General features: G+C 36.8%; 16 protein-coding genes. 3 read left to right on the top strand and 13 right to left on the bottom strand.

Annotated features, from left to right (window positions below):
* From QZ657_RS15835 to QZ657_RS15775, 13 genes are all read right to left on the bottom strand, one after another.
* A partial coding sequence (locus QZ657_RS15835) for an AMP-dependent synthetase/ligase (RefSeq protein ID WP_291968051.1) occupies window positions 1-1,784 on the bottom strand: 1,784 nt, incomplete at its 3' end.
* 79 nt (window positions 1,785-1,863) lie between these two features.
* A complete protein-coding gene (locus QZ657_RS15830; RefSeq protein WP_291968050.1) occupies window positions 1,864-2,328 on the bottom strand; it encodes a MaoC family dehydratase in 465 nt (154 codons plus the stop codon).
* A 4-nt stretch (window positions 2,329-2,332) separates the two neighbouring features.
* Window positions 2,333-3,070 carry an SDR family NAD(P)-dependent oxidoreductase gene (locus tag QZ657_RS15825; RefSeq protein WP_276472743.1) on the bottom strand — a complete coding sequence of 246 codons (738 nt, stop codon included), beginning with the start codon at window positions 3,068-3,070 and terminating at the stop codon, window positions 2,333-2,335.
* 78 nt (window positions 3,071-3,148) lie between these two features.
* Entirely contained in the window at window positions 3,149-4,123 is a 975-nt protein-coding gene (locus QZ657_RS15820) for an NADPH:quinone oxidoreductase family protein (protein WP_291961673.1), read from the bottom strand.
* 108 nt (window positions 4,124-4,231) lie between these two features.
* Window positions 4,232-5,236, bottom strand: coding sequence for an NADP-dependent oxidoreductase (locus QZ657_RS15815; protein WP_291968049.1), 1,005 nt, complete (start codon window positions 5,234-5,236; stop codon window positions 4,232-4,234).
* A 65-nt stretch (window positions 5,237-5,301) separates the two neighbouring features.
* The gene (locus QZ657_RS15810) at window positions 5,302-6,072 is read right to left on the bottom strand and encodes an enoyl-CoA hydratase/isomerase family protein (protein WP_291968048.1); all 771 of its coding nucleotides are present in this window, start codon (window positions 6,070-6,072) and stop codon (window positions 5,302-5,304) included.
* A gap of 5 nt (window positions 6,073-6,077) precedes the next feature.
* Complete coding sequence (locus QZ657_RS15805) at window positions 6,078-6,833, bottom strand: SDR family NAD(P)-dependent oxidoreductase (RefSeq protein WP_291968047.1); 756 nt, start codon at window positions 6,831-6,833, stop codon at window positions 6,078-6,080.
* Window positions 6,834-6,883: 50 nt separating this feature from the next.
* The gene (locus QZ657_RS15800; protein ID WP_291968046.1) at window positions 6,884-7,267 is read right to left on the bottom strand and encodes a hypothetical protein; all 384 of its coding nucleotides are present in this window, start codon (window positions 7,265-7,267) and stop codon (window positions 6,884-6,886) included.
* A 5-nt stretch (window positions 7,268-7,272) separates the two neighbouring features.
* Window positions 7,273-8,340 carry a phosphotransferase family protein gene (locus tag QZ657_RS15795; protein WP_291968045.1) on the bottom strand — a complete coding sequence of 356 codons (1,068 nt, stop codon included), beginning with the start codon at window positions 8,338-8,340 and terminating at the stop codon, window positions 7,273-7,275.
* A 58-nt stretch (window positions 8,341-8,398) separates the two neighbouring features.
* Window positions 8,399-9,613 carry an acyl-CoA dehydrogenase family protein gene (locus QZ657_RS15790; protein WP_291968044.1) on the bottom strand — a complete coding sequence of 405 codons (1,215 nt, stop codon included), beginning with the start codon at window positions 9,611-9,613 and terminating at the stop codon, window positions 8,399-8,401.
* Between the two features lie 38 nt (window positions 9,614-9,651).
* Window positions 9,652-10,425, bottom strand: a complete 774-nt coding sequence (locus tag QZ657_RS15785) for a glucose 1-dehydrogenase (RefSeq protein WP_291959928.1) — start codon at window positions 10,423-10,425, stop codon at window positions 9,652-9,654.
* A gap of 106 nt (window positions 10,426-10,531) precedes the next feature.
* On the bottom strand, window positions 10,532-12,346 hold the full coding sequence (locus QZ657_RS15780; protein ID WP_291968043.1) for an acyl-CoA dehydrogenase: 1,815 nt from the start codon (window positions 12,344-12,346) through the stop codon (window positions 10,532-10,534).
* A 167-nt stretch (window positions 12,347-12,513) separates the two neighbouring features.
* The gene (locus QZ657_RS15775) at window positions 12,514-13,116 is read right to left on the bottom strand and encodes a Crp/Fnr family transcriptional regulator (RefSeq protein ID WP_291959926.1); all 603 of its coding nucleotides are present in this window, start codon (window positions 13,114-13,116) and stop codon (window positions 12,514-12,516) included.
* Window positions 13,117-13,576: 460 nt separating this feature from the next.
* Here QZ657_RS15775 and QZ657_RS15770 point away from each other — a divergent pair, with 460 nt between their 5' ends.
* The 3 genes from QZ657_RS15770 to QZ657_RS15760 all read left to right on the top strand — a co-directional run.
* Window positions 13,577-14,440 (top strand): acyl-CoA thioesterase, encoded by an 864-nt coding sequence (locus QZ657_RS15770; RefSeq protein WP_276472753.1) that lies wholly within the window; start codon window positions 13,577-13,579, stop codon window positions 14,438-14,440.
* A 447-nt stretch (window positions 14,441-14,887) separates the two neighbouring features.
* On the top strand, window positions 14,888-19,153 hold the full coding sequence (locus tag QZ657_RS15765; protein ID WP_291968042.1) for a hybrid sensor histidine kinase/response regulator transcription factor: 4,266 nt from the start codon (window positions 14,888-14,890) through the stop codon (window positions 19,151-19,153).
* A gap of 17 nt (window positions 19,154-19,170) precedes the next feature.
* Window positions 19,171-19,955: sulfatase-like hydrolase/transferase (locus QZ657_RS15760; RefSeq protein ID WP_291968041.1), on the top strand; the 785-nt coding region annotated here is incomplete at its 3' end.

Here is a 19,955-nt window from a genome sequence, read left to right as displayed (position 1 = left end):
TTCTCTCTAATGACCCTACGTTTTAATTTTAGAGTAGGTGTTAGCTCTGCAGCTGCACCATCTGTATGTACCGGGAGCCATTCTTGGGAAATAAGTTTAAACTTCTTAATTTGTTCTACATGACTAAATTCCGGGTTGTATTTGTCAATAATCTTTTGGTAGCGTTTAATTACTTTGGGGTGCTTTATAATGTCATCTAAACTTGTCCATATAATATCTTTTTTATGGCAGTAGCTTTTTAAAGCTTCTACAGCAGGTACTATTAAAGCAGAGACAAATTTTTGCTTATCTCCAATTACCATCATCTGTTCCACTAAAAATTCTTCTTTTATTCTATTTTCTATAGGTGCAGGTGCTACGTATTTACCGCCTGAAGTTTTAAGTAGTTCCTTCTTTCTATCCGTTATTTTTAAAAATTCACGTCCCGTTGGTCCTTTTACCAAAGTACCAATATCACCGGTTCTAAAATAGCGTTTGCCATTAATTTGGCAAAAAACTTGGGCATTCACGTCTGGTTTCTTGTAGTAACCCATCATTACACTTGGTCCATGTGCTAAAATCTCACCTTCTCCTTCTCTATAATCCCCTCCTTCTTTATCGATTACTATGTCAATACCATTAATAAGTGGACCTGCGGAACCCAATAGGGCACCATCTAGATCCATGGTATTCACGCTTAACGTAGGTGAAGTTTCCGTTAGGCCGTACCCTTCTCTAATAGGAATTCCTGCGGCGCAAAAAACACGCATAATTTTTACAGGACATGGTGCAGCTCCGGTAATTACGGCTTTTAAATTTCCGCCAAGTGCATCGCGCCATTTAGAGAAGATGAGTTTATCCGCAATTTTCCATTTTAGTTTAGAGGTAAAGGATAGTTTTTGATTCAATTCATAATCATCGGTCAATGCCAATGCCCAAAAGAATAGCTTCTTTTTTACGCCATCTAAGGCTAGGCCTTTATTATAAATAGCTTCATAAATTTTCTCTAACAATCTTGGAACAGTAGTGAATGTAGCAGGTTTAACAGCTGCTAAATCGCCCTCGGAGCCACTTAGATTATCTGTACCTGCAAAGAAAATTTTAGCGCTTTTATAATAATATACAAAGGACACTGCGCGCTCATATATATGGCATAGGGGTAAAAAACTAAGTACATTTTCGCCAGATTTTGCCTGTAAATGTGGAGAAGTATTTAAAACAATATGCATTATGTTTTTGTGTGACAACATTACACCTTTTGGATTTCCTGTAGTACCAGAGGTATAGATAATGGTAGCTAAATCTTCGGCCGTTGTAGCGTTTTTAATTTTTTCTATCTCATTCTTGTGCGAATCATTAAAAACATTTTCCCAATAAGGTTTGTCATCTTGCTTATCCAATGTGTATATCTGCTTTAAAGTCGCTACATTTTCCTGTGACGCTTTTAGTTTGGTATATAAATCCCCGGCACCGCAGAAAGCTATTTTTACCTCGGCCTCATTTAAAATGTATTCATATTCGCCAACACTTATGGTTGGGTATAAGGGAATACTTATAATGCCGGCCATTTGCATGGCAAAATCCAAAATCATCCATTCCGGTCTATTTTTATAAACTACCAATGCAACTTTATCGCCAGGCTTAAGGCCAAGGTGCAAAAGTCCAGATGCCATACTTTCGGCGGCCTCTTTAACTTGCTGTGAACTATACGATTTCCATATACCAGCATCATCTCTGCCGTTTATGGATTTTTCTAAAGGATAATTTTCAAGTTGATGGTATAAAAGGTCAAAAAGTCTGGTCATTGCTTCTGTTTATTTTACTAGTTTAAAATACGAAAAAATTCAATCAGATTCTACTTACATAACTATGATTATTAGGTGTTTATGAGAACATTAGGCTAATAAATTCTGCTACACAGGCCGGTTTGTCATTACCTTTGATTTCTACGGTACAGTTCCATATTACTTTTAGGCCTTTGTCACCATATTCTTCTATATGGGCAATACTACCTACTAATCTTAAGCGACTGTCAACTAACACAGGACATGGAAAACGAACTTTGTTTAAACCATAATTAACGCCCATTTTTACGGACTTGATCTTAATAAGGTCCTCTAGTAGTTTAGAAAGCATGGATACGGACATAAAGCCATGTGCTACAGGTTTTTTAAAAGGGGAGTGCTTCTTTGCCTTTTCAACATCTACATGAATCCATTGGTGGTCCCCAGTTGCTTTTGCAAAATCATTGATCATTTCTTGGGAAACGGTTATCCAATTACCTTCGGGCAAAGATTTGCCCTCTAGTGCTCTAAATGCCTCAAAATTTTCTATCTCTAATTTTGCCATGTTTTTATCTTGAAGTTCCACCATCTATGGTTAAACATGTTCCCGAAACAAACCTAGCCTCGTCCGATGCCAGATATAAATATCCATAGGCAATGTCAATAGGCTGAGCAACGGTTTTTAACGGTATACTTGCTTCTATTGCTGCAAAGTGCTCCTTAGGTATTTTGGCAACCATATCTGTCATGGTAAAACCTGGAGCGATCGCATTGGCTGTAATGCCATGTTTACCAAGTTCCATAGTCCAAGTTTTTGACATGGCTATTACACCTGCTTTGGTAGCTGCATAATTTGTTTGCCCAAAGTTTCCACGTAGGCCTACATTAGAGGCCGCACTAACAATTCGCCCATATTTGTTTGCTTTCATATATGGTGCTGCAGCTTGGGTGCACAAAAAGACACCTTTTAAGTTTACGTTTACGACAGAGTCAAACTCCTCTTCGCTCATTTTTTCAAGAGTTTTGTCCCGTGTAATTCCGGCATTGTTGATCAGGATATCCAATTTTCCGTACTTATCGTTAATAGCGGCAAATAAGGTTTCTATAGCTGATTTTTCGGTTACGGATACCGAGTGAAACTCTGCCTTACCACCACTAGAATTAATACTGTCTGCAACTGCTTGCCCTTCTGGTAAAAGATCAACTATAATTACTGTAGCGCCTTCTTTTGCAAATAGTTCAGAAATTGCCTGTCCTATACCTCTAGAGCCACCTGTTACTACTGCTATTTTGTTTTCTAATCTCATATTGTTCTATTTCTAAATTCTAATTATTTATTACTGACGTAAAGTTGACAGCGTTATGTTTATAATATCCTTAGCTGATTATATGGTAACGATCAATTTACCTCTTACCTTTCTATCGGTCATTTCTTCAAGAGCCGTGGCGGTATCCTTCAAATTGTAAATAGCATGAATATGTGGTTTTAGTTTACCTTCTGCATGCCATTTCATTAAAGTCATAGTATTCTGCATATTAGCTTTACTATCTTTCATGGCAAAGGCACCCCAAAAAACTCCAACTATTGCAGCTTCTTTAAGTAAAGGAAGGTTAAGCGGAATTTTAGGAATATCGCCAGCTGCAAAACCTACTACTAAATATCTGCCATTTCGGGCTATACCTCTAAAAGCTGGTTCTGAATATGTTCCTCCTACTGGGTCATATATAACATCAACGCCTTTACCACCTGTAAATTCTTTTATAGATGCTTTAAGGTCTTGAGAAGTATAATTTATGGTTTCGTCTGCTCCATATTCTTTACATAAAGCCAGTTTTTCATGGGTAGAGGCTGCTGCAATTACTTTGGCGCCCATAAGTTTACCAAGTTCAACAGCTGCCAAACCAACACCTCCAGAGGCGCCTAGAACCAAAAGTGTTTCGCCTTTACTTAAATTACCCCTGTCCTTTAATGCGTGATATGATGTGCCATAGGCCATTAAGAATGAAGCGGCAATAGGAAAATCCATTTGAGGTGGCTTTGGAAAGCATGCGTTAGAAGGTATTAGAACTTCCTCTGCCAAGCCTCCATGAGCTACAAAGCCAAATACTTCTTGCCCCACTTTTAAATGAGAAACTCCCTCACCAACTTCTTTGACGATACCGGCTACATCACTGCCAGGGGTAAAAGGTAATTCTGGTTTAAACTGATACAGTCCTTGAATGATCAAGGTATCGGGGAAATTTAAGCCACATGCTTTTACTTCTACTAAAACCTCTTTAGCCTTGGGGTTTAAATTGTCTACATCTTCCAATACCAAAGAGGACGGAGGACCAAATTTTTTACATCGTATAGCTTTCATTTCTAAGTTTTTAATCTTTAGTTTCTAGACGGGCAGAAAAAATGCAATATTAGCTACTGAACAATAACATAAGATTGGTTGTATAGCTAAATTTGCGCTATGTACTTCTTAATCCTCTATAATTTTTAAAACCAATTTTCCCATTTTGTCACCAGAGAAAAGACGGCTGTAAGTTTCCGGAAAATTTTCAATTCCCTCATAAATGTCCTCTTTACTTTTTAGTTTTCCTTGCGCCATCCAGCCACCTAAGATTTTAGCTCCTTCAGCGTATCTGTCCGCATAGTCAAAAACCACCATGCCCGTCATGCTCGCCCTATTGACCAATAGCGATAGATAGTTGCTTGGACCTTTTATCGCGGTCTTATTATTGTATTGGGAAATTGCTCCGCAAATAACAATTCTAGCGTTCATACGTAATCTACCTAAGGCGGCATCCAATATTTCTCCACCAACATTATCAAAATAGATGTCCAGGCCTTTAGGGCATTCTTCTTTTAGCCGGTCCTTTACGTTATCATTTTTATAATCTATACACGCATCAAAACCCAATTCTTCAACAACATATTTGCACTTCTCTGCACCACCTGCAATACCTACTACTTTACATCCTTTTATTTTGGCAACTTGCCCAACAATACTGCCCACGGCACCAGCTGCGCCAGAAACTAAAATAATATCACCTTCTTTTAATTTGCCCACTTCTGTAATACCAAAATAAGCTGTCATGCCAGGCATACCTAAAGTGCCAATATACGTAGGTAATGGTGCCAGCTTTGGGTCTACTTTATAATAGCCATCTGCTTTTGTAGCAATATATTGTTGTACGCCTGCGTAACCGGCAACGTAGTCGCCAACTTTAAAAACAGGGTGATTGTTGGCTTCTATTACCTGACCAACGGAACCGGCTCGCATTACCGAATTGATTTCCATAGGTGGTATGTATGATTTGGCATCGTTCATCCAGCCACGCATTGCAGGGTCTAATGAAACATAATGCTGCTGAATTAAAACTTCACCTTCATTTATTTTTGGAATAGGATTGGTCGTTAACGACCATGTTGAAGCATCGGCATCACCAGTGGGTCTTTTTACAAATAATAATTGTTTGTTCATGAGTTTAATTTTTTATGTAGGTTCTAAACCTGTCTTTAACTTATAGCTTTCTACTAATATTCTAGTTATTTTTTCTTGTTGGTAAAGCTTTCAACATAAGCTTTCATTTTGGAACGTATCTCTGGTTTCCACCAAAGTTCAGCGGCTTCTTTTAAAGAGTTTTGACCATTTTTATCCAATTTTTCAAGAAGGTGTTTTCTAACTTTGGCCTTGGTATTCATCCAAATTTGTTGGTCAGCTTTCATGTACAGGCGCATTTGCTTTTCTGCACGCTCCAAAACATTTTCCAAGGGAACCAATTCATCTACCAGACCAGCGGACACTGCTTCTTTTCCGGTCAATAGTTTACCTTCTAAAATATATCTGCTAGCCAAACCATCACCCATCCAAAAAGCATATACTTCTGTCAGGTTTTGACTAATTTGAATGTTTACGGCAACCTCGTTGAGACCTATAACAAATTTCTCACCATCTGCCATGTATCGGTTATCACTGGATACGGCCAATACACACCCGCCCGCTGGTGAATATCCTGTAATTGCAGAAATAAAAGGCTTTTTAAATTGTACCAGTTCTAAGTATAATGTACCGAACGCTGCAAAGAAATCTTCTATTTGATTTTTGTCATATTGAAAAAGTTCTATTAAGTCTAAACCTGCAGAAAAGTAATTAGGTTGACCGGATAGTATTACACCTTTTACCTCATCATTTGCTGCTATAGACTTAAAAGTTTCTCGCAATTCTGCCACCATTTCAGCATTTATAGCATTTACTTTACCACGGTTCATTTGTACAATGGCGTACTCGTTTTTGTATGTAATTTTTAATGTTTTCATATTATTTATAAGGAAGTTCCTCCGTCTAATGTTAATGTTTGTCCTGTCATGAATTTTGAATTGTCAGAAGCCAGATAGCAAATACCTTCTGCAATTTCTTCGGCCTCACCAAATCTTTTCATGGGAACCATCCTTTTTAGCAAATCTCCCATATCTGGTCTAGAACTAAGTAATTGGTCCAATAATGCAGAATGTGTATAGCCCGGGCAAACTGCATTGATGCGAATATTTTTACTGCCATACTCCAGTGCGGCAGATTTTGTCATGCCTACAACGGCAAATTTGCTGGCGCTGTAAGACAGATTGTTGCCAGAAGCTTTGAGTCCGGCCAAGGAGGCTATATTGACAATGTTGCCTTGGCCTTGTTTGGTCATCTGTTTAAGCGCTACTTGCATACAATAGAATACCCCGGTCTGGTTTACGGCAATGACATGGTGCCAATCTTCATGGGTGTGCTCGGCTGTTTTCAAAAGATTTTTACCTCCAATACCGGCATTATTGACCATTACATCTACGCGGTCATAATTTAAGACCGTTTGTGATATTAAATTTTGAACTTCATCAAATTTGGTTACATCGGTTTTTATGGCAATTGCGTTACCACCGTGGGACTTTATTTCTTCAGCAATTTTTTCTGCATTTTTAAGGTCGATGTCCGAAACTACTACAGTTGCTTTTCGCTCACCTAAAAGTTTGGCCGCTGCAGCACCTATACCGCTTCCACCACCTGTAATGATTACTACTTTATCTTCTAAATTCATCTATTGTATTTTTATTGCCTTAGGTTTATTTGATTGTTTTTTTTTGAATTTTAATTAAATTGAATCAACCTTGAGTCTAACAAAGCTTGATCTCTTAGGTGAGTAGGATAGCCTTTTGCCGTAATCATTTCCAAAAAATCAACGGGAGTTTTATATTTTACAAGTAATATTTTGTCCCATAAAGCTTCATTCTCTGGTCCGATCAATGTTCGTTGAGGTTTTCCTAAATAAAGAATTTCAGCATTGGCTTTTATAAAAAAGGGCATTGCAGCTTTCATGTAGCCTTTATAAGATTCTGTTCCGGATAATCCGGTTTCTGCAACCGCATCTTTGAATTTTAGCAAGTTCATCATTACTAGAGATTTGTCTGCAGGTAATAGCGAAAGGGCCTTTAACTGTTCTTTGTTGATTGTTTTATGGTATGTTGTTTTCAACTTCTCTAAAATAAATTGTCTATTTGTTTCTTTTGTATCGCTTCCCACGCTGTTTTACAGCATAGCTCAGATGCTTTGTTCAGTTGAGCGAACTTTGGATCGCTCGTGTGTCCATGTTTATAGCGATAGTAAATTTGCTGAGCGATTACGGCAATTTTGAACAATCCGTAGGCATAATAAAAAATTAGGTTATCTACATTTCGTCCACTTTTTACTGCATACTGCTGTACGATTTCTGCACGAAGAGGATTGCCTTCCATAACCGTTGGAGACTGTAGTCCTTGCTTCATAAAATCTGGATCTGCATGCGTGGTCCAATACCCCAAAGAAGTACCTAGGTCCATTAAAGGATCACCAAGGGTACACATTTCCCAATCTAGAATAGCTGCAATTTCTTTCCAGCTATTGTCCTTAAAAACCACATTGTCATATTTAAAATCATTGTGTATTAAAGTGTGATCATATGTTTTGGGTTGATTTTCTGCCATCCATTTCATTACTTTCCCGGCAGTAGGGACATCATCTGTTGCGGCAGCTACGTATTGTTTGCTCCAATTGGTTACTTGTCGCTCCACATAACCTTCAGGGCGTCCCAAGTTTTCTAATCCTGCTGATTTATAATCTATAGCGTGAAAAGCTACAAAAGTATCTAGCCAGGTATTGGAAATGGCCTTAAACTCTAGTGAAGTAATTTGTAATTTATGTGCTTCTTTAGCAGTCAGGATAATCCCTTTTACTTTACTCATGATGTAAAATGGGGCTCCAATAATTGTAGTGTCTTCAGTATATGTATATGCTTTAGGGGTTTTATCGAATAGGATATTTAAGTTTGAAATAACCTTGTATTCTCGACTCATATCATGTCCTCGTTTTGGTGCGGCAAATGGAGGTCGGCGTAAGACGTATTCCTTATTTTCAATTTTCAATAAATAAGTAAGATTAGAAAAACCATTGGCAAATTGTTCTACTTGAAGTGTACTATTGCTATCTGCAATTAAGTTGTGCTCAAGAAGAAATTTCCTAAGATTATTTTCTTGTAATTCTTCACCTTTTCTAACCGGTTTTATATTCATATTGTAATTTTCTTTCCCCAGTAGGAGGGAAGCTTTTAAATTTTGATTATCCTTCTATTTATTTGGCATATCTTTTTATGACATTTTTACCAAGTTGACTCATATGCACCTCATCAGGCCCATCTGCTAACCTTAAAGTTCTTGCCGCTGCGTAAAAGTGTGCTAAAGGAGTGTCGTTGCTAACACCCATACCACCTAAGATCTGAATAGCTCTGTCAATTACTTTTAAAGTCATTTTTGGAGTAACAATTTTAATCATTGCGATTAAATCTTTTGCTTCTTTATTTCCAAGTCTGTCCATTTTGTCCGCTGCCGACAATACCAATAAACGGGTTTGCTCAATTTCACACGCAGACCTGGCAATATCTTGGCGTACACTACTATAAGTGTCCAAGGTTCTGCCAAAAGGTTTACGCTGTGTGGTGCGCTCTGCCATAATTTCTAAAGAACGTTGTGCCATACCAATAAGGCGCATACAATGGTGTATTCTACCTGGTCCCAATCTACCTTGGGCAATGGCAAAACCTTGGCCTTCGCCTACCAAAAGATTCTCTTTAGGCACACGAACATTTTCCAAAAGAATTTCTGCATGACCTTCAGGGGAGTCAGAATATCCAAAAACCGGTAAATGTCTTATGATTTTTAGACCTGGTGTATCCATAGGAACCAAAATCATACTCTGTTGCTGGTGTCTTGGGGCATCAAAATCCGTTTTTCCCATGACAATACTGATCTTGCAATTGGGGTCCATTGCGCCAGATGACCACCATTTTCTGCCGTTAATAACATATTCATCGCCGTCGGCAACAATAGAGGTTTCTATATTGGTTGCATCAGAAGAAGCAACCTCTGGTTCGGTCATTAAAAATGCGGAACGTATATCGCCGTTCATTAAAGGTTGCAGCCACTTTTTTTGCTGGGTAGGATTACCGTACTTGGCAAGCACTTCCATATTGCCCGTATCAGGAGCGTTACAATTAAATATTTCAGGAAGCCATATGGTGCGGCCCATAATTTCGGCCAACGGTGCATATTCCAAATTGGTCAACCCTGCACTTAGATCGCCGTAAGCTTTAGGTAGAAATAAATTCCATAGACCTGCATCTTTTGCTTTTTGCTTTAAGCCTTCTAATCCTGGCCATTTTTTCCAAGCATTATCCGGATGGTGATGAAAAGCATCAACCTCAGCTTCCACCGGAAGAATGTGTTCATCAACAAAGGCTTGTACTTTTTGCTGTAATGCTATTGCTTTTTCACTGTGTTCAAAATTCATTAGCTTTTTCTTTTATCAACTTAATAATGAGTTTTCACCTATCCGGAAATCAAGTAACCACCGTCAACGGTATACACACCGCCCGTCATATACGAACCTGCATCTGAAGCTAGAAGCATTACAACGCCGGCCAGTTCATCTGGTTCAGCTATTCTTTTTAGTGGTACGATACCGGTATAACCGGCAACCATTTTTTCGTTGGACCATAGGGCTTCGCTAAGTTTTGTTTTTACCAGTCCCGGACAAACCGCATTGGAACGTATTCCATGTTTGCCCCATTCCTTAGCTTGGTTTTTAGATAGCATGATCATTGCCGATTTGGTAACGCTGTACAGGCCAAGGTTAAATCCTGGATGTACACCTTCAACGGAAGAAATATTGATGATACTGCCGCCGCCTTGTGCTTTCATGTGGGGTTGGGCCAAATTTGAAAGAATCCAGGGAGCTTTGACATTAACATTCATGATCTTGTCAAAAATTTCTTCATCTGAAGCTTCCAATGGTCCGTAATAGGGGTTGATTGCGGCATTGTTCACCAAAATATCTATTCTGCCATAGCTATCTATAGTTTTAGCTATTAGTGCTTCGCGCTGATCAGCTTCACCAATATGACATGCAATACCTACAGCTTCTAAACCTGCTTCATTGAATTCTTTAGCAATGGCATCTACGGCATCTTGCTTACGGCTACTGATAACCACTTTAGCTCCATTTTCTGCTAGCCCTCTGGCAATTGAAAGTCCTATACCTTTACTAGATCCTGTTATAATAGCTACTTTTCCAGAAAGATCAAATCTTTTTTTTATACTCATTTTATAATATTGGTTCTTCTTGTTAGATATGTTTAATATTAGCTGTAGAAGTATCTATAATAGGTACTTCTACAGCTATTCTCACATTTGTGATCGTTATGGTATGTTAAGCAAGTACTTCTTTGTCGGTACCTATGGTCAGTGCCGTTTTGTTATCCGTTAAAATTTCTGCCAATCCTGTGGTTTTTGGAAGTTCATACTTGAAGTAAAATTGCATGGTATGTATCTTGCTTTCATAAAATGCGACACTATTTGTCTTATTGCCCGTCACTAGTGCATTTGTAGCTTCATTTGCAATATCTAACCATAACCAACTTATTAGAATAGTACTGAAAAATTCCATAAATGGGGTTGCATCTGCCAAAAAGCGCTCATAATCTCCTTTCATGGCAAAACCCATAAGAGATTGCAGCACCTCTTGTGTCAACTCTAATTTACTTGCCAATTTTTTGGCGAAGGGCACTAAAGATTCATGGGTCATACTGGCTTCAATAGAATTTTTAATTTCCGCCGAAAGTAATTTCAAAGCTTCCCCATTGTTCATAGTAATTTTTCTGCCTAATAGATCTTGGGATTGAATACCCGTTGTGCCTTCGTATAGTGCAAAAATTCTAATATCCCTTAAATATTGTTGCAAAATATAATCAGAACAGAAACCATATCCTCCTAATACTTGAACACCGTTATCTACGGCCGTTTTTCCCATTTCAGATGGATATGTTTTTACAACCGGAGTCATTATTTCAAGTAAAAGTCTATATTTCTCACGTTCTTCTTTACTTGTAGCGGACAAAGAAAGATCATGATATTTTGCTGCTAAAAAAATGAGGCTTAAAGATCCTTCGGATACCGCTTTTTGTAGCAATAACATGCGTCGTACATCTGGATGGTTTATGATTAAAGTTTGTTCCTGGTTTGCATCTTTTTTTCCGGTACTGGTCAGTTTACGGCCTTGCGGTCTTTCATTGGCATAATTCAATGAAGCTTGGTAAGCTGCGGTTGCAATGGCCGCGGCGCCTCTACCAACACCAATTCTTGCACCGTTCATCATTAGGAACATATATTTAAGACCTTGATGGGGTTCGCCTACCAACCAACCTTTGCAATCTTCTTTATCTCCAAAAAATAAGTGCGTAGTACAATACCCTCGTTGTCCCATTTTTTGAAAATCCGCAACTGTGGTAACATCGTTTGCCGTTAAACCTCCATCTTCTGTAGGCCTTCTTTTTGGAACTACAAAAAGTGAAATTCCTTTGGTACCTGCGGGTGCACCTTTTATTCTCGCCAAAACTAGATGTACAATATTCTCTGCACCAACGTAATCTCCACCAGAGATAAAGATTTTTTGTCCATGAATTTTATAAGAATCCCCATCTGGCGTGGCCGATGTAGTAATATCCGATAGGGAACTACCTGCTTGCGGTTCAGTTAGACACATAGTACCGCCCCATGTTCCTTCTAACATTTTAGGCACATATGTTTCGTTCAAATTTTTGTTGCCAAAATGTGTAATCAATTCTGCGGATCCCACCGTTAGACCAACATAACCTGGTAAATAGTTATTGGCAGCTTCTTGTATGAAAGCAGAAGCGTTTAAAACCATTTGAGGCAATTGCATACCACCATCTTCAATAGAGAACGAGCCTGAAATAAAACCCATTTCTCCCGCAGCTTTCATGTATTTGTTTACTTGAGGATGTACTATTATTTCACCGTCCTTAAAATGTGCGGGGTTTTCATCCATTTCCCTGAAGTAGGGAAACATTTCTTTGTCAGCAAAATCCTTAACCGAGTTCAATAACATTTCTATTGACTCTTTATCATATTCTGAGTAGCGCTCTTGTTCAAGTACTTCCTGTACATTATGTACCTTATATAATAAAAATTTAAGGGTTTCTAAATCTACATATTGGTTTGCCATATTGAATTTTATCTTAGAAATTATCGAAAGACAATTTAGAATTAAATCATATGAAATTGATTAAACCAGTTTAATAAATAGACAGTAAAAAGTTAAAATTTTGAGATTGTAATAATTTAAACCGTAACAAACTAATAAAGTGTTAAGTGTTTGGTGGTTTTAAAGAATTATAAAGAAGTGCTTATTCTTTTTCTGATTTTGGAAAGACCTACTGGAGTTAGTCCTAGATATGAGGCAATTAAATACTGGGGAACCCTTTGGAGCAGATCTGGTCGTTTTTCTAATAATCGCAGATATCGTTCTTCGTTGGTTCTATTACTTAATCTTTCTACACGAGTAAAAATTTTCATAAAGGCCTCTTGCATTGACAAGCGCCCAAACCGCTCTAATTGGTGAGATTTTTTAAACGAATTTTCACCGTCCGATTTGGATATGGCATAGACGATAGTATTTTCAGAAGCTTTAAGGTAATATTTTGAAGGGGTTTCCTTTACATAGGCAGGTAAATCTGTAAAGAAGACATCATCCGTATAGAATTCAAGAACTTTTTGCTCACCTTCTTCTAGCTTGTAATAATAGATACATCCCTTTGCAACATAATAAAACTTGTCCACCATCTGACCGGGAGAAATTAAGGTTTCCCCTTTTTTTACCCTTATTTCATGATAAAATTGTAACCAATGGTTCAATTGGTTTTCATCAACATCTGTATATGAAAGAATTTTATTTTTAAGATTTTGCAAATAATTTATGGGAACAGATTTAGTCATTACCTATTTATACCTTTGGGACCTTATAAATATAACAATTTTGTTCCATTAAGAAATTTATAAAGAACAGTTGAAGTCATATTAATTGTAATCAATTCTATAAAATTTACTTAAGCAACTGTTTTTCAAATTACAATATACCTTTAGACCATAAACTATAGAAATACGTGACGAATTTTGTGAAATTTATTTTGCAGCTAATGTTGCCGTCATGATATTATAGGGCATTGGATTGTAATGCACAAACTTGAAGTTAACGTTACTTTTGTACATGGCATTGGTATAGTGCAGGTTAGAGATCTACTAATTTATATACGAACCAAAAAAAATAAAAGTATGCTGCAAAATTTAAAATTTTAGGCTCGGTATTTCAAGACAATTTTTAAAGTAGAATAGGTTTTACCGGCAACTTTTGTTTTTTTTATACCTAAATTGTTCCACTTACAATTAGTTAGTAGCCATGCAGACAATAAAGGAATTAATAGAGTTGATAACTCTGAATAAAATTGATGAGACCATTTTTGAAGGGGAGAATTATCAAGCACCTTGGGGAAGGGTATTTGGTGGTCAGGTACTTGCACAATCTTTACATGCGGCATATCAAACCGTACCCAAAGATCGTATTGCCCATTCTTTACATGGCTATTTTATTTTAGGTGGAGATTTAAGATATCCTATTAGATATGAGGTAGATACTATACGAAATGGAGGCAGCTTTACTACAAGAAGGGTAGTAGCGAAACAAAACGGAGTTGCTATCTTTAATATGGCGGCATCTTTTCAGGTAAAAGCCGATGGGGTCAGCCATCAATTTCCTATGCCCAATTTAATTCCACCGGAGAAATTAACAACAAGTTTAGAACAGGTAGAAGAGATAAAAGAGTTGCATCCTTTGGCTTATAAAAGACTTAAGGCAATACAACCTAGGGTTTTCAAATTTAAGCCAGTAGAAAAATTCACCACTCAGTTAGTTGAAAACGGTTCTCCTTTTTTTAATACCTGGCTTAAAACCTCTGACACTTCTGAAATTAGTTTACCCATGCAGCAACAACTTTTGGCCTATGCGTCTGATTATAATTTGCTGACAACGGCAACCTTGCCACACCGCGAGCAGTTGAACAAAGGGGAAACTTTTTACGCAAGTCTGGACCATGCCATATGGTTTCATAGAGATTTTGATATCACCAAATGGCTGCTATATAGTATGGATAGCCCTAGCGCATCTAATTCTAGAGGTTTTGCTAGAGGTAGTGTTTATGACCGAAAAGGGGTATTGGTAGCTTCTGTAGCACAAGAAGGGTTAATGCGTCAAAGCATAAAGTAAGTAGTTTCTGTTAATATAAACTTTACTTGTTTTCTGTTAGTAGGCCACTGCTATTCTTTTTAATGCGTAATAATGAAAGAACGCCATGTTTTTCAGATTTGTCCATAAATTACCTAAGAAGTCTTTTTAAAGTTTTGGTGTCATTTTTTTTAAAACGGTATATAAATAGCTCTTGTCTATGCTGATTTTTTGGTGTTATAGTTCTCTGTAATGGTTCAAGAATTCATTGATTACATGGTGCTATTTCTTGCCTAAAGATAGTTGCATAGTACGCATATGTAGTATTCATAAAATTCATTAGTTTACATTTAAATATGTAAGTTGTTGATATCAACATACATTAGAATGATAACTGGTCATTGAATTATTATTATTTAAACCATATCTTCTACATATGAAATCATATCGTTCAGTGTATTAAAGTAAACTTTATCATTTTTATAGTTCATGAATATTCTCCCAATTTTAGCTTTTGATATTAAAATTAAACTGTATGCAGAAGTGGTTAAGGCACCAATAGCTTCCGTAAATATGAAATCATATCTCTTACTTGTCATTTTATTATTCGGTCTTTTGGCACAAGGTCAAGAAAACTTCTATTTTGAACAAATAGGCACGGACGATGGTCTTTCACAAAGTGATGTGAATTGTATATATCAAGATTCATACGGTTATATGTGGTTTGGTACACACGATGGATTAAATAGATATGACGGGTATTCTTTCGCCGTTTTTAAACCTGATCAAAAAAGCACGAACATAAATAGTAATCTTATTTACGCCATGACAGGCAATCAAAATGGTAATCTGTGGATTGGTAGTACAGGTGATGGATTATTTTATTATGATAAAAAGAAGGAGACTTTCAAACAATTTAAATTCAATAAAGAAGACGACTATAGTATTTCTAATAATTATATAACACGTTTATATATTGATAGTAAAAATAGATTATGGATAGCCACTAAGGAAGATGTGAACATGGTTGACCTCTCGGCATCTATGGATAGTGTAAAGTTTGAAAAGTTCAAGTTCGTTATCAAAGATACCGATGAGCGACAAGATGGTAGTGTAATCAATTCTATATATGAAAATTCTGATGGCGAGATACTTTTGGGCGGTCATTTAGGAATATATCAGCTAAAACTTGACGCTGGTGGCAAATCCTATTTTAAACTGATTAGTGATGAAATCGGTTTTGGTACAGAATCGGTAGGTGTAATAGCGCAAGACAGATATAACAAATATATTGTTGGTACAGGGCAGGGGTTGTTTGTCCAAAATAATGATAAGGAACAAAAATTTATAAAAATAAGAGAAGGAAACTTTACGTCTTTGGCTTTTGATGATATGAACCACATTTGGGCCGGAACTGATAATGGACTGTTATACTTTGATAATTCTTCTAGCTTAAAGCAACCCCAGTTAATAAAAACCTTCAGCTATAAGCCAGAAGATAAAAATAGCATTAGCAAAAATATTATTACCTCTTTGTTCATAGATAGAACGGGTATTTTATGGGTAGGTACCAATGGTGGCGGAGTAAACAAGTTTGATCCAAACAGAAAAAAGTTTAAACACGTAAAGCGCAATTTAAAAGAGAATAGTCTTAGTTATGATAAAATAAGATCAATTTTTGAGGATAGTAACGGTACATTTTGGGTAGGCACAGAGGGTGGTGGTTTAAATAAAGGTGAATCTGATAAAGAGAAATATGCCGCATTTACTTCAACTAATGAATTGAGAAAAGTTTTTGCCCTTGAAGAGATTACCATAAAAAATAGAAAATTTCTTTTGGCGGGCGGTCAAAGTCATCCGTACTTGTTTAAAATAGATATTACAAATCCTAAAGACAACACTCCTAAAATTACTAGACTAGAAGGTATTCATAGAAGTGTATTCAGTCTCTTGAACGATTCTCAAGATAATTTATGGATAGGTACCTATTCAGGTGGTTTGTACCGATGGATAAAAAATCCGGATGGAAGGTATTCAAAGCAGAATTTTAAGGAAAATACCAGTGATGCTAACTCCTTGGCCAACAATATTGTAAGAAATATTTATGAAGATAGTAAAGGGAATATTTGGATTGCTACGGGAGATGGACTTAGTCAGCTAACTATTACCGAAAAATATAAAGAGCACCCAAAATTCAAGAATTACAAAAAGGATGAAGATGATCCAAATTCATTAAGCCACAATTATATTTTATCACTTTTTGAAAATAGAAAAGGAGAGCTTTGGATAGGTACTTTTGGTGGAGGATTAAATAAACTTATACCAGGGGAAAATGGTGAAGAAGCGACGTTCAAGAACTATAGTATAGCCCAAGGTTTGCCTAATAATGTAATAAAGGCAATTTTAGAAGATGAACAAGGTCATTTATGGGTTTCTACTAATAAAGGACTGTCCATGTTTGATACTGAACAAGAAATCTTTAAGAATTTTGATGTCTCGGACGGCTTGCAGGATAGTGAGTTTCAAGAATTGGCCTCTTTAAAAAGAAAAGACGGTGAATTGGTTTTTGGCGGGATCAACGGTTTTAACGCATTTTATCCAAGGGAAATAAATGATAACAAAACAGCACCGGAAACGGTAGTTACCAAACTATCTATTTTCAACGAAGAGGTAGCTGTAGGCGAAGAAATAAACGGCAGGGTTTTATTAGAGAAAAATATATCCGAGGTAAAGGATATTACCTTAGATTATAGCGAGAATAGCTTTTCATTTGAATTTTCTTCATTACATTTTTCTGCACCCAAAAAGAACCAATACGCATATAAGTTAGAAGGGTTTGATAATGATTGGGTATATACAAGTTCAGACAAAAGGTTTGCTACTTATACCAATATTGAACCTGGTAATTACACCTTAAAGGTCAAATCCTCCAATAACGATGGTCTTTGGGATAATACGCCTTATACCTTACAATTGACCGTAAGACCGCCTATTTATAAAACAACGGTGGCGTATATAATTTATGGTCTTCTGTTATTACTCATTTTGGCAGGTTTATGGAGATTTACAATAATCAGTAATTCAAAAAAACATCAACTGGAGCTGGAGCATTTGGAAAAAGAGAAAAATGATGAATTGCAAACACTGAAGCTAGATTTCTTTACCAATATTTCTCACGAGTTCAAGACCCCGCTTACGTTGATCAAAGCTCCTTTGGAGTATTTGTTAAGCAGTAAGGAAGAAATTGGGGCATCTAATCTGAAAGAGCAATATCAATTAATGCATAAGAACACCAACTACCTTTTAAGGTTGGTGAACCAATTGTTAGATTTTAGAAAGATCAACCAAGGTAAGATGTCACTTGTTGTTAGACATACGGATATTGTATTTTTTATAAAGGAAGTAGCGGAGCCCTTTCAGTTGTTGGCATTTAAAAAATCGGTCAAATTCAACATTGTCTCAAGTCAAGAGCATTTTAAAACTTGGTTCGATCATAATGCATTGGAAAAAGTGATAAACAATCTTCTGTCCAACGCCTTCAAATTTACCCCTGAGGGTGGTGAGATTATAGTAGAAATCGATGTTGATAAAAATGGACCTACAGAAAAAGAAAATGTTATCATTAAAGTAAAAGATAACGGACTGGGTATTTCAGATGTTAAGAAGAATATCATTTTTGAGAAGTATTATACGGAGAAAGAGAACGAGAAAGTAAACTCCAAAGGTGTGGGTATAGGCCTTGCATTTACCAAAAGTTTGGTAGAGTTGCACTTGGGCAGTATTTCCGTTGAAAATAATGAAGGTGGAGGGTCTTGTTTTATAGTGACCTTACCAACGGATAAACAAGCATACGAAAATGCTGAAGATATCAGCTGTAAAGAAATAACCGATAATGATTATTTGGTAAGATCTTCTGAGGCTGAGTCCTTGGCAATAGATTTGAATGATGAACTGGAAGATTACAATTTATCTAAGGTCAGGTCTAAAAACCCCGTATTGCTTATTGTAGATGACAATCCAGATATCATACAGTTCATAAAACAGGTTATGGGTAAAACCTACACGGTCTTTGAAGCCAATAATGGAGAACGTGGTATGGAGATAGCTAAAAAAGTGTTGCCCAATATTATAATCACGGATGTAGTTATGCCGGTAATGGGCGGTATTGAGTTCTGTGAAATGATAAAAACAACCAATATCACCAGTCATATTCCGGTAATAATGTTGACTGCCAAGACTTCGCAAGAGAGTGAGATAGAAGGTTTGTCACACGGAGCAGATGCCTATTTAAAGAAACCGTTTAATGTACAGGTATTAGAGCTTAAAGTAGCCAATATTCTTAAAGATAGGGAAGAGTTGCGTAAAAGATTCAAGAAAGAAATTACGTTACAGCCCAAAGAAGTTACCGTAACCTCATTAGATGAAAAGTTTTTGCAGCAAGCGGTTGAAACGGTAGAGAAACATATGATGAATACTGATTTTAATGTAGAGATGTTGGTAAAGGAAATGGGGCATAGTAGAAGTAATCTATATCTAAAGTTCAAGGAGCTTACCGGTTTGTCTTCAAGTGAGTTCATAAGGAATATTCGATTAAAACGAGCCATTCAACTTCTGGACAATAGCGATTTTTCCGTAAAGGAAATTATGTTCAGAACGGGGTTCAATACAGCATCCTATTTTTCTAAATGTTTTAAAAAAGAATTTGGTGTAGTACCTAGTGAATACATTAAGAAAACAAAAGTGGAACAAGATTAAAATACCTTCAATCAAAGATGAAACTCGGTAACAACCTATTTTTAAAATTTTCTGTATTGGTATTGATATTCAGTTCCTGTAAGGATAGGAATACGGTTGATGAGAAAAAAGCGAACGATTTTGAACGACCTAATGTTATTTTTATAATCACAGATGATCAAGGCTATGGAGACGTAGGTTTTCATGGTAATACTATTATAAAAACGCCCAATATTGATGCTATAGCGACGAAGTCTACTGAGTTGACCAACTTTCATGTAGGTACTACCTGTGCGCCCTCTAGGGCGGGATTAATGACAGGTAGAAATAGTAATAGAAACAATGCTTGGCATACCATTGGGGGCTGCTCTATTTTAAATGAAGAGGAGCAAACCATGTCAGAGGTTTTTCAAGAAAATGGGTATGCAACCGCAATGTTCGGCAAATGGCATTTAGGGGATAATTACCCGTTTAGACCGCATGATCGAGGTTTTGATAACGCATTATATCACGGCGGCGGTGGTGTAGGGCAAACTCCGGATTATTGGAATAATGATTATTTTGATGATACTTATTTTAGAAACGGTATACCAGAAAAGTTTGAAGGCTATTGTACAGATGTTTGGTTCAATGAAACTATAAAATATATTGAAGATCAGGCGGATAAGCCTTTTTTAACATATCTAGCTTTAAATGCGCCTCATGGTCCATTTAACGTACCGCAAGAGTATTTGGATATGTATGCAGATGCAAATCTTACCGATACCCAAAAACGGTTTTATGGTATGATCAGTAATGTGGATGATAACATAGGTAAGCTTTT

Source organism: Maribacter sp. (assembly GCA_020629415.1).
Lineage (GTDB): Bacteria > Bacteroidota > Bacteroidia > Flavobacteriales > Flavobacteriaceae > Maribacter > Maribacter huludaoensis.
The sequence above is the reverse complement of the archived record's forward strand: the minus strand, read 5'-3'. Positions and strand labels throughout refer to the sequence as shown.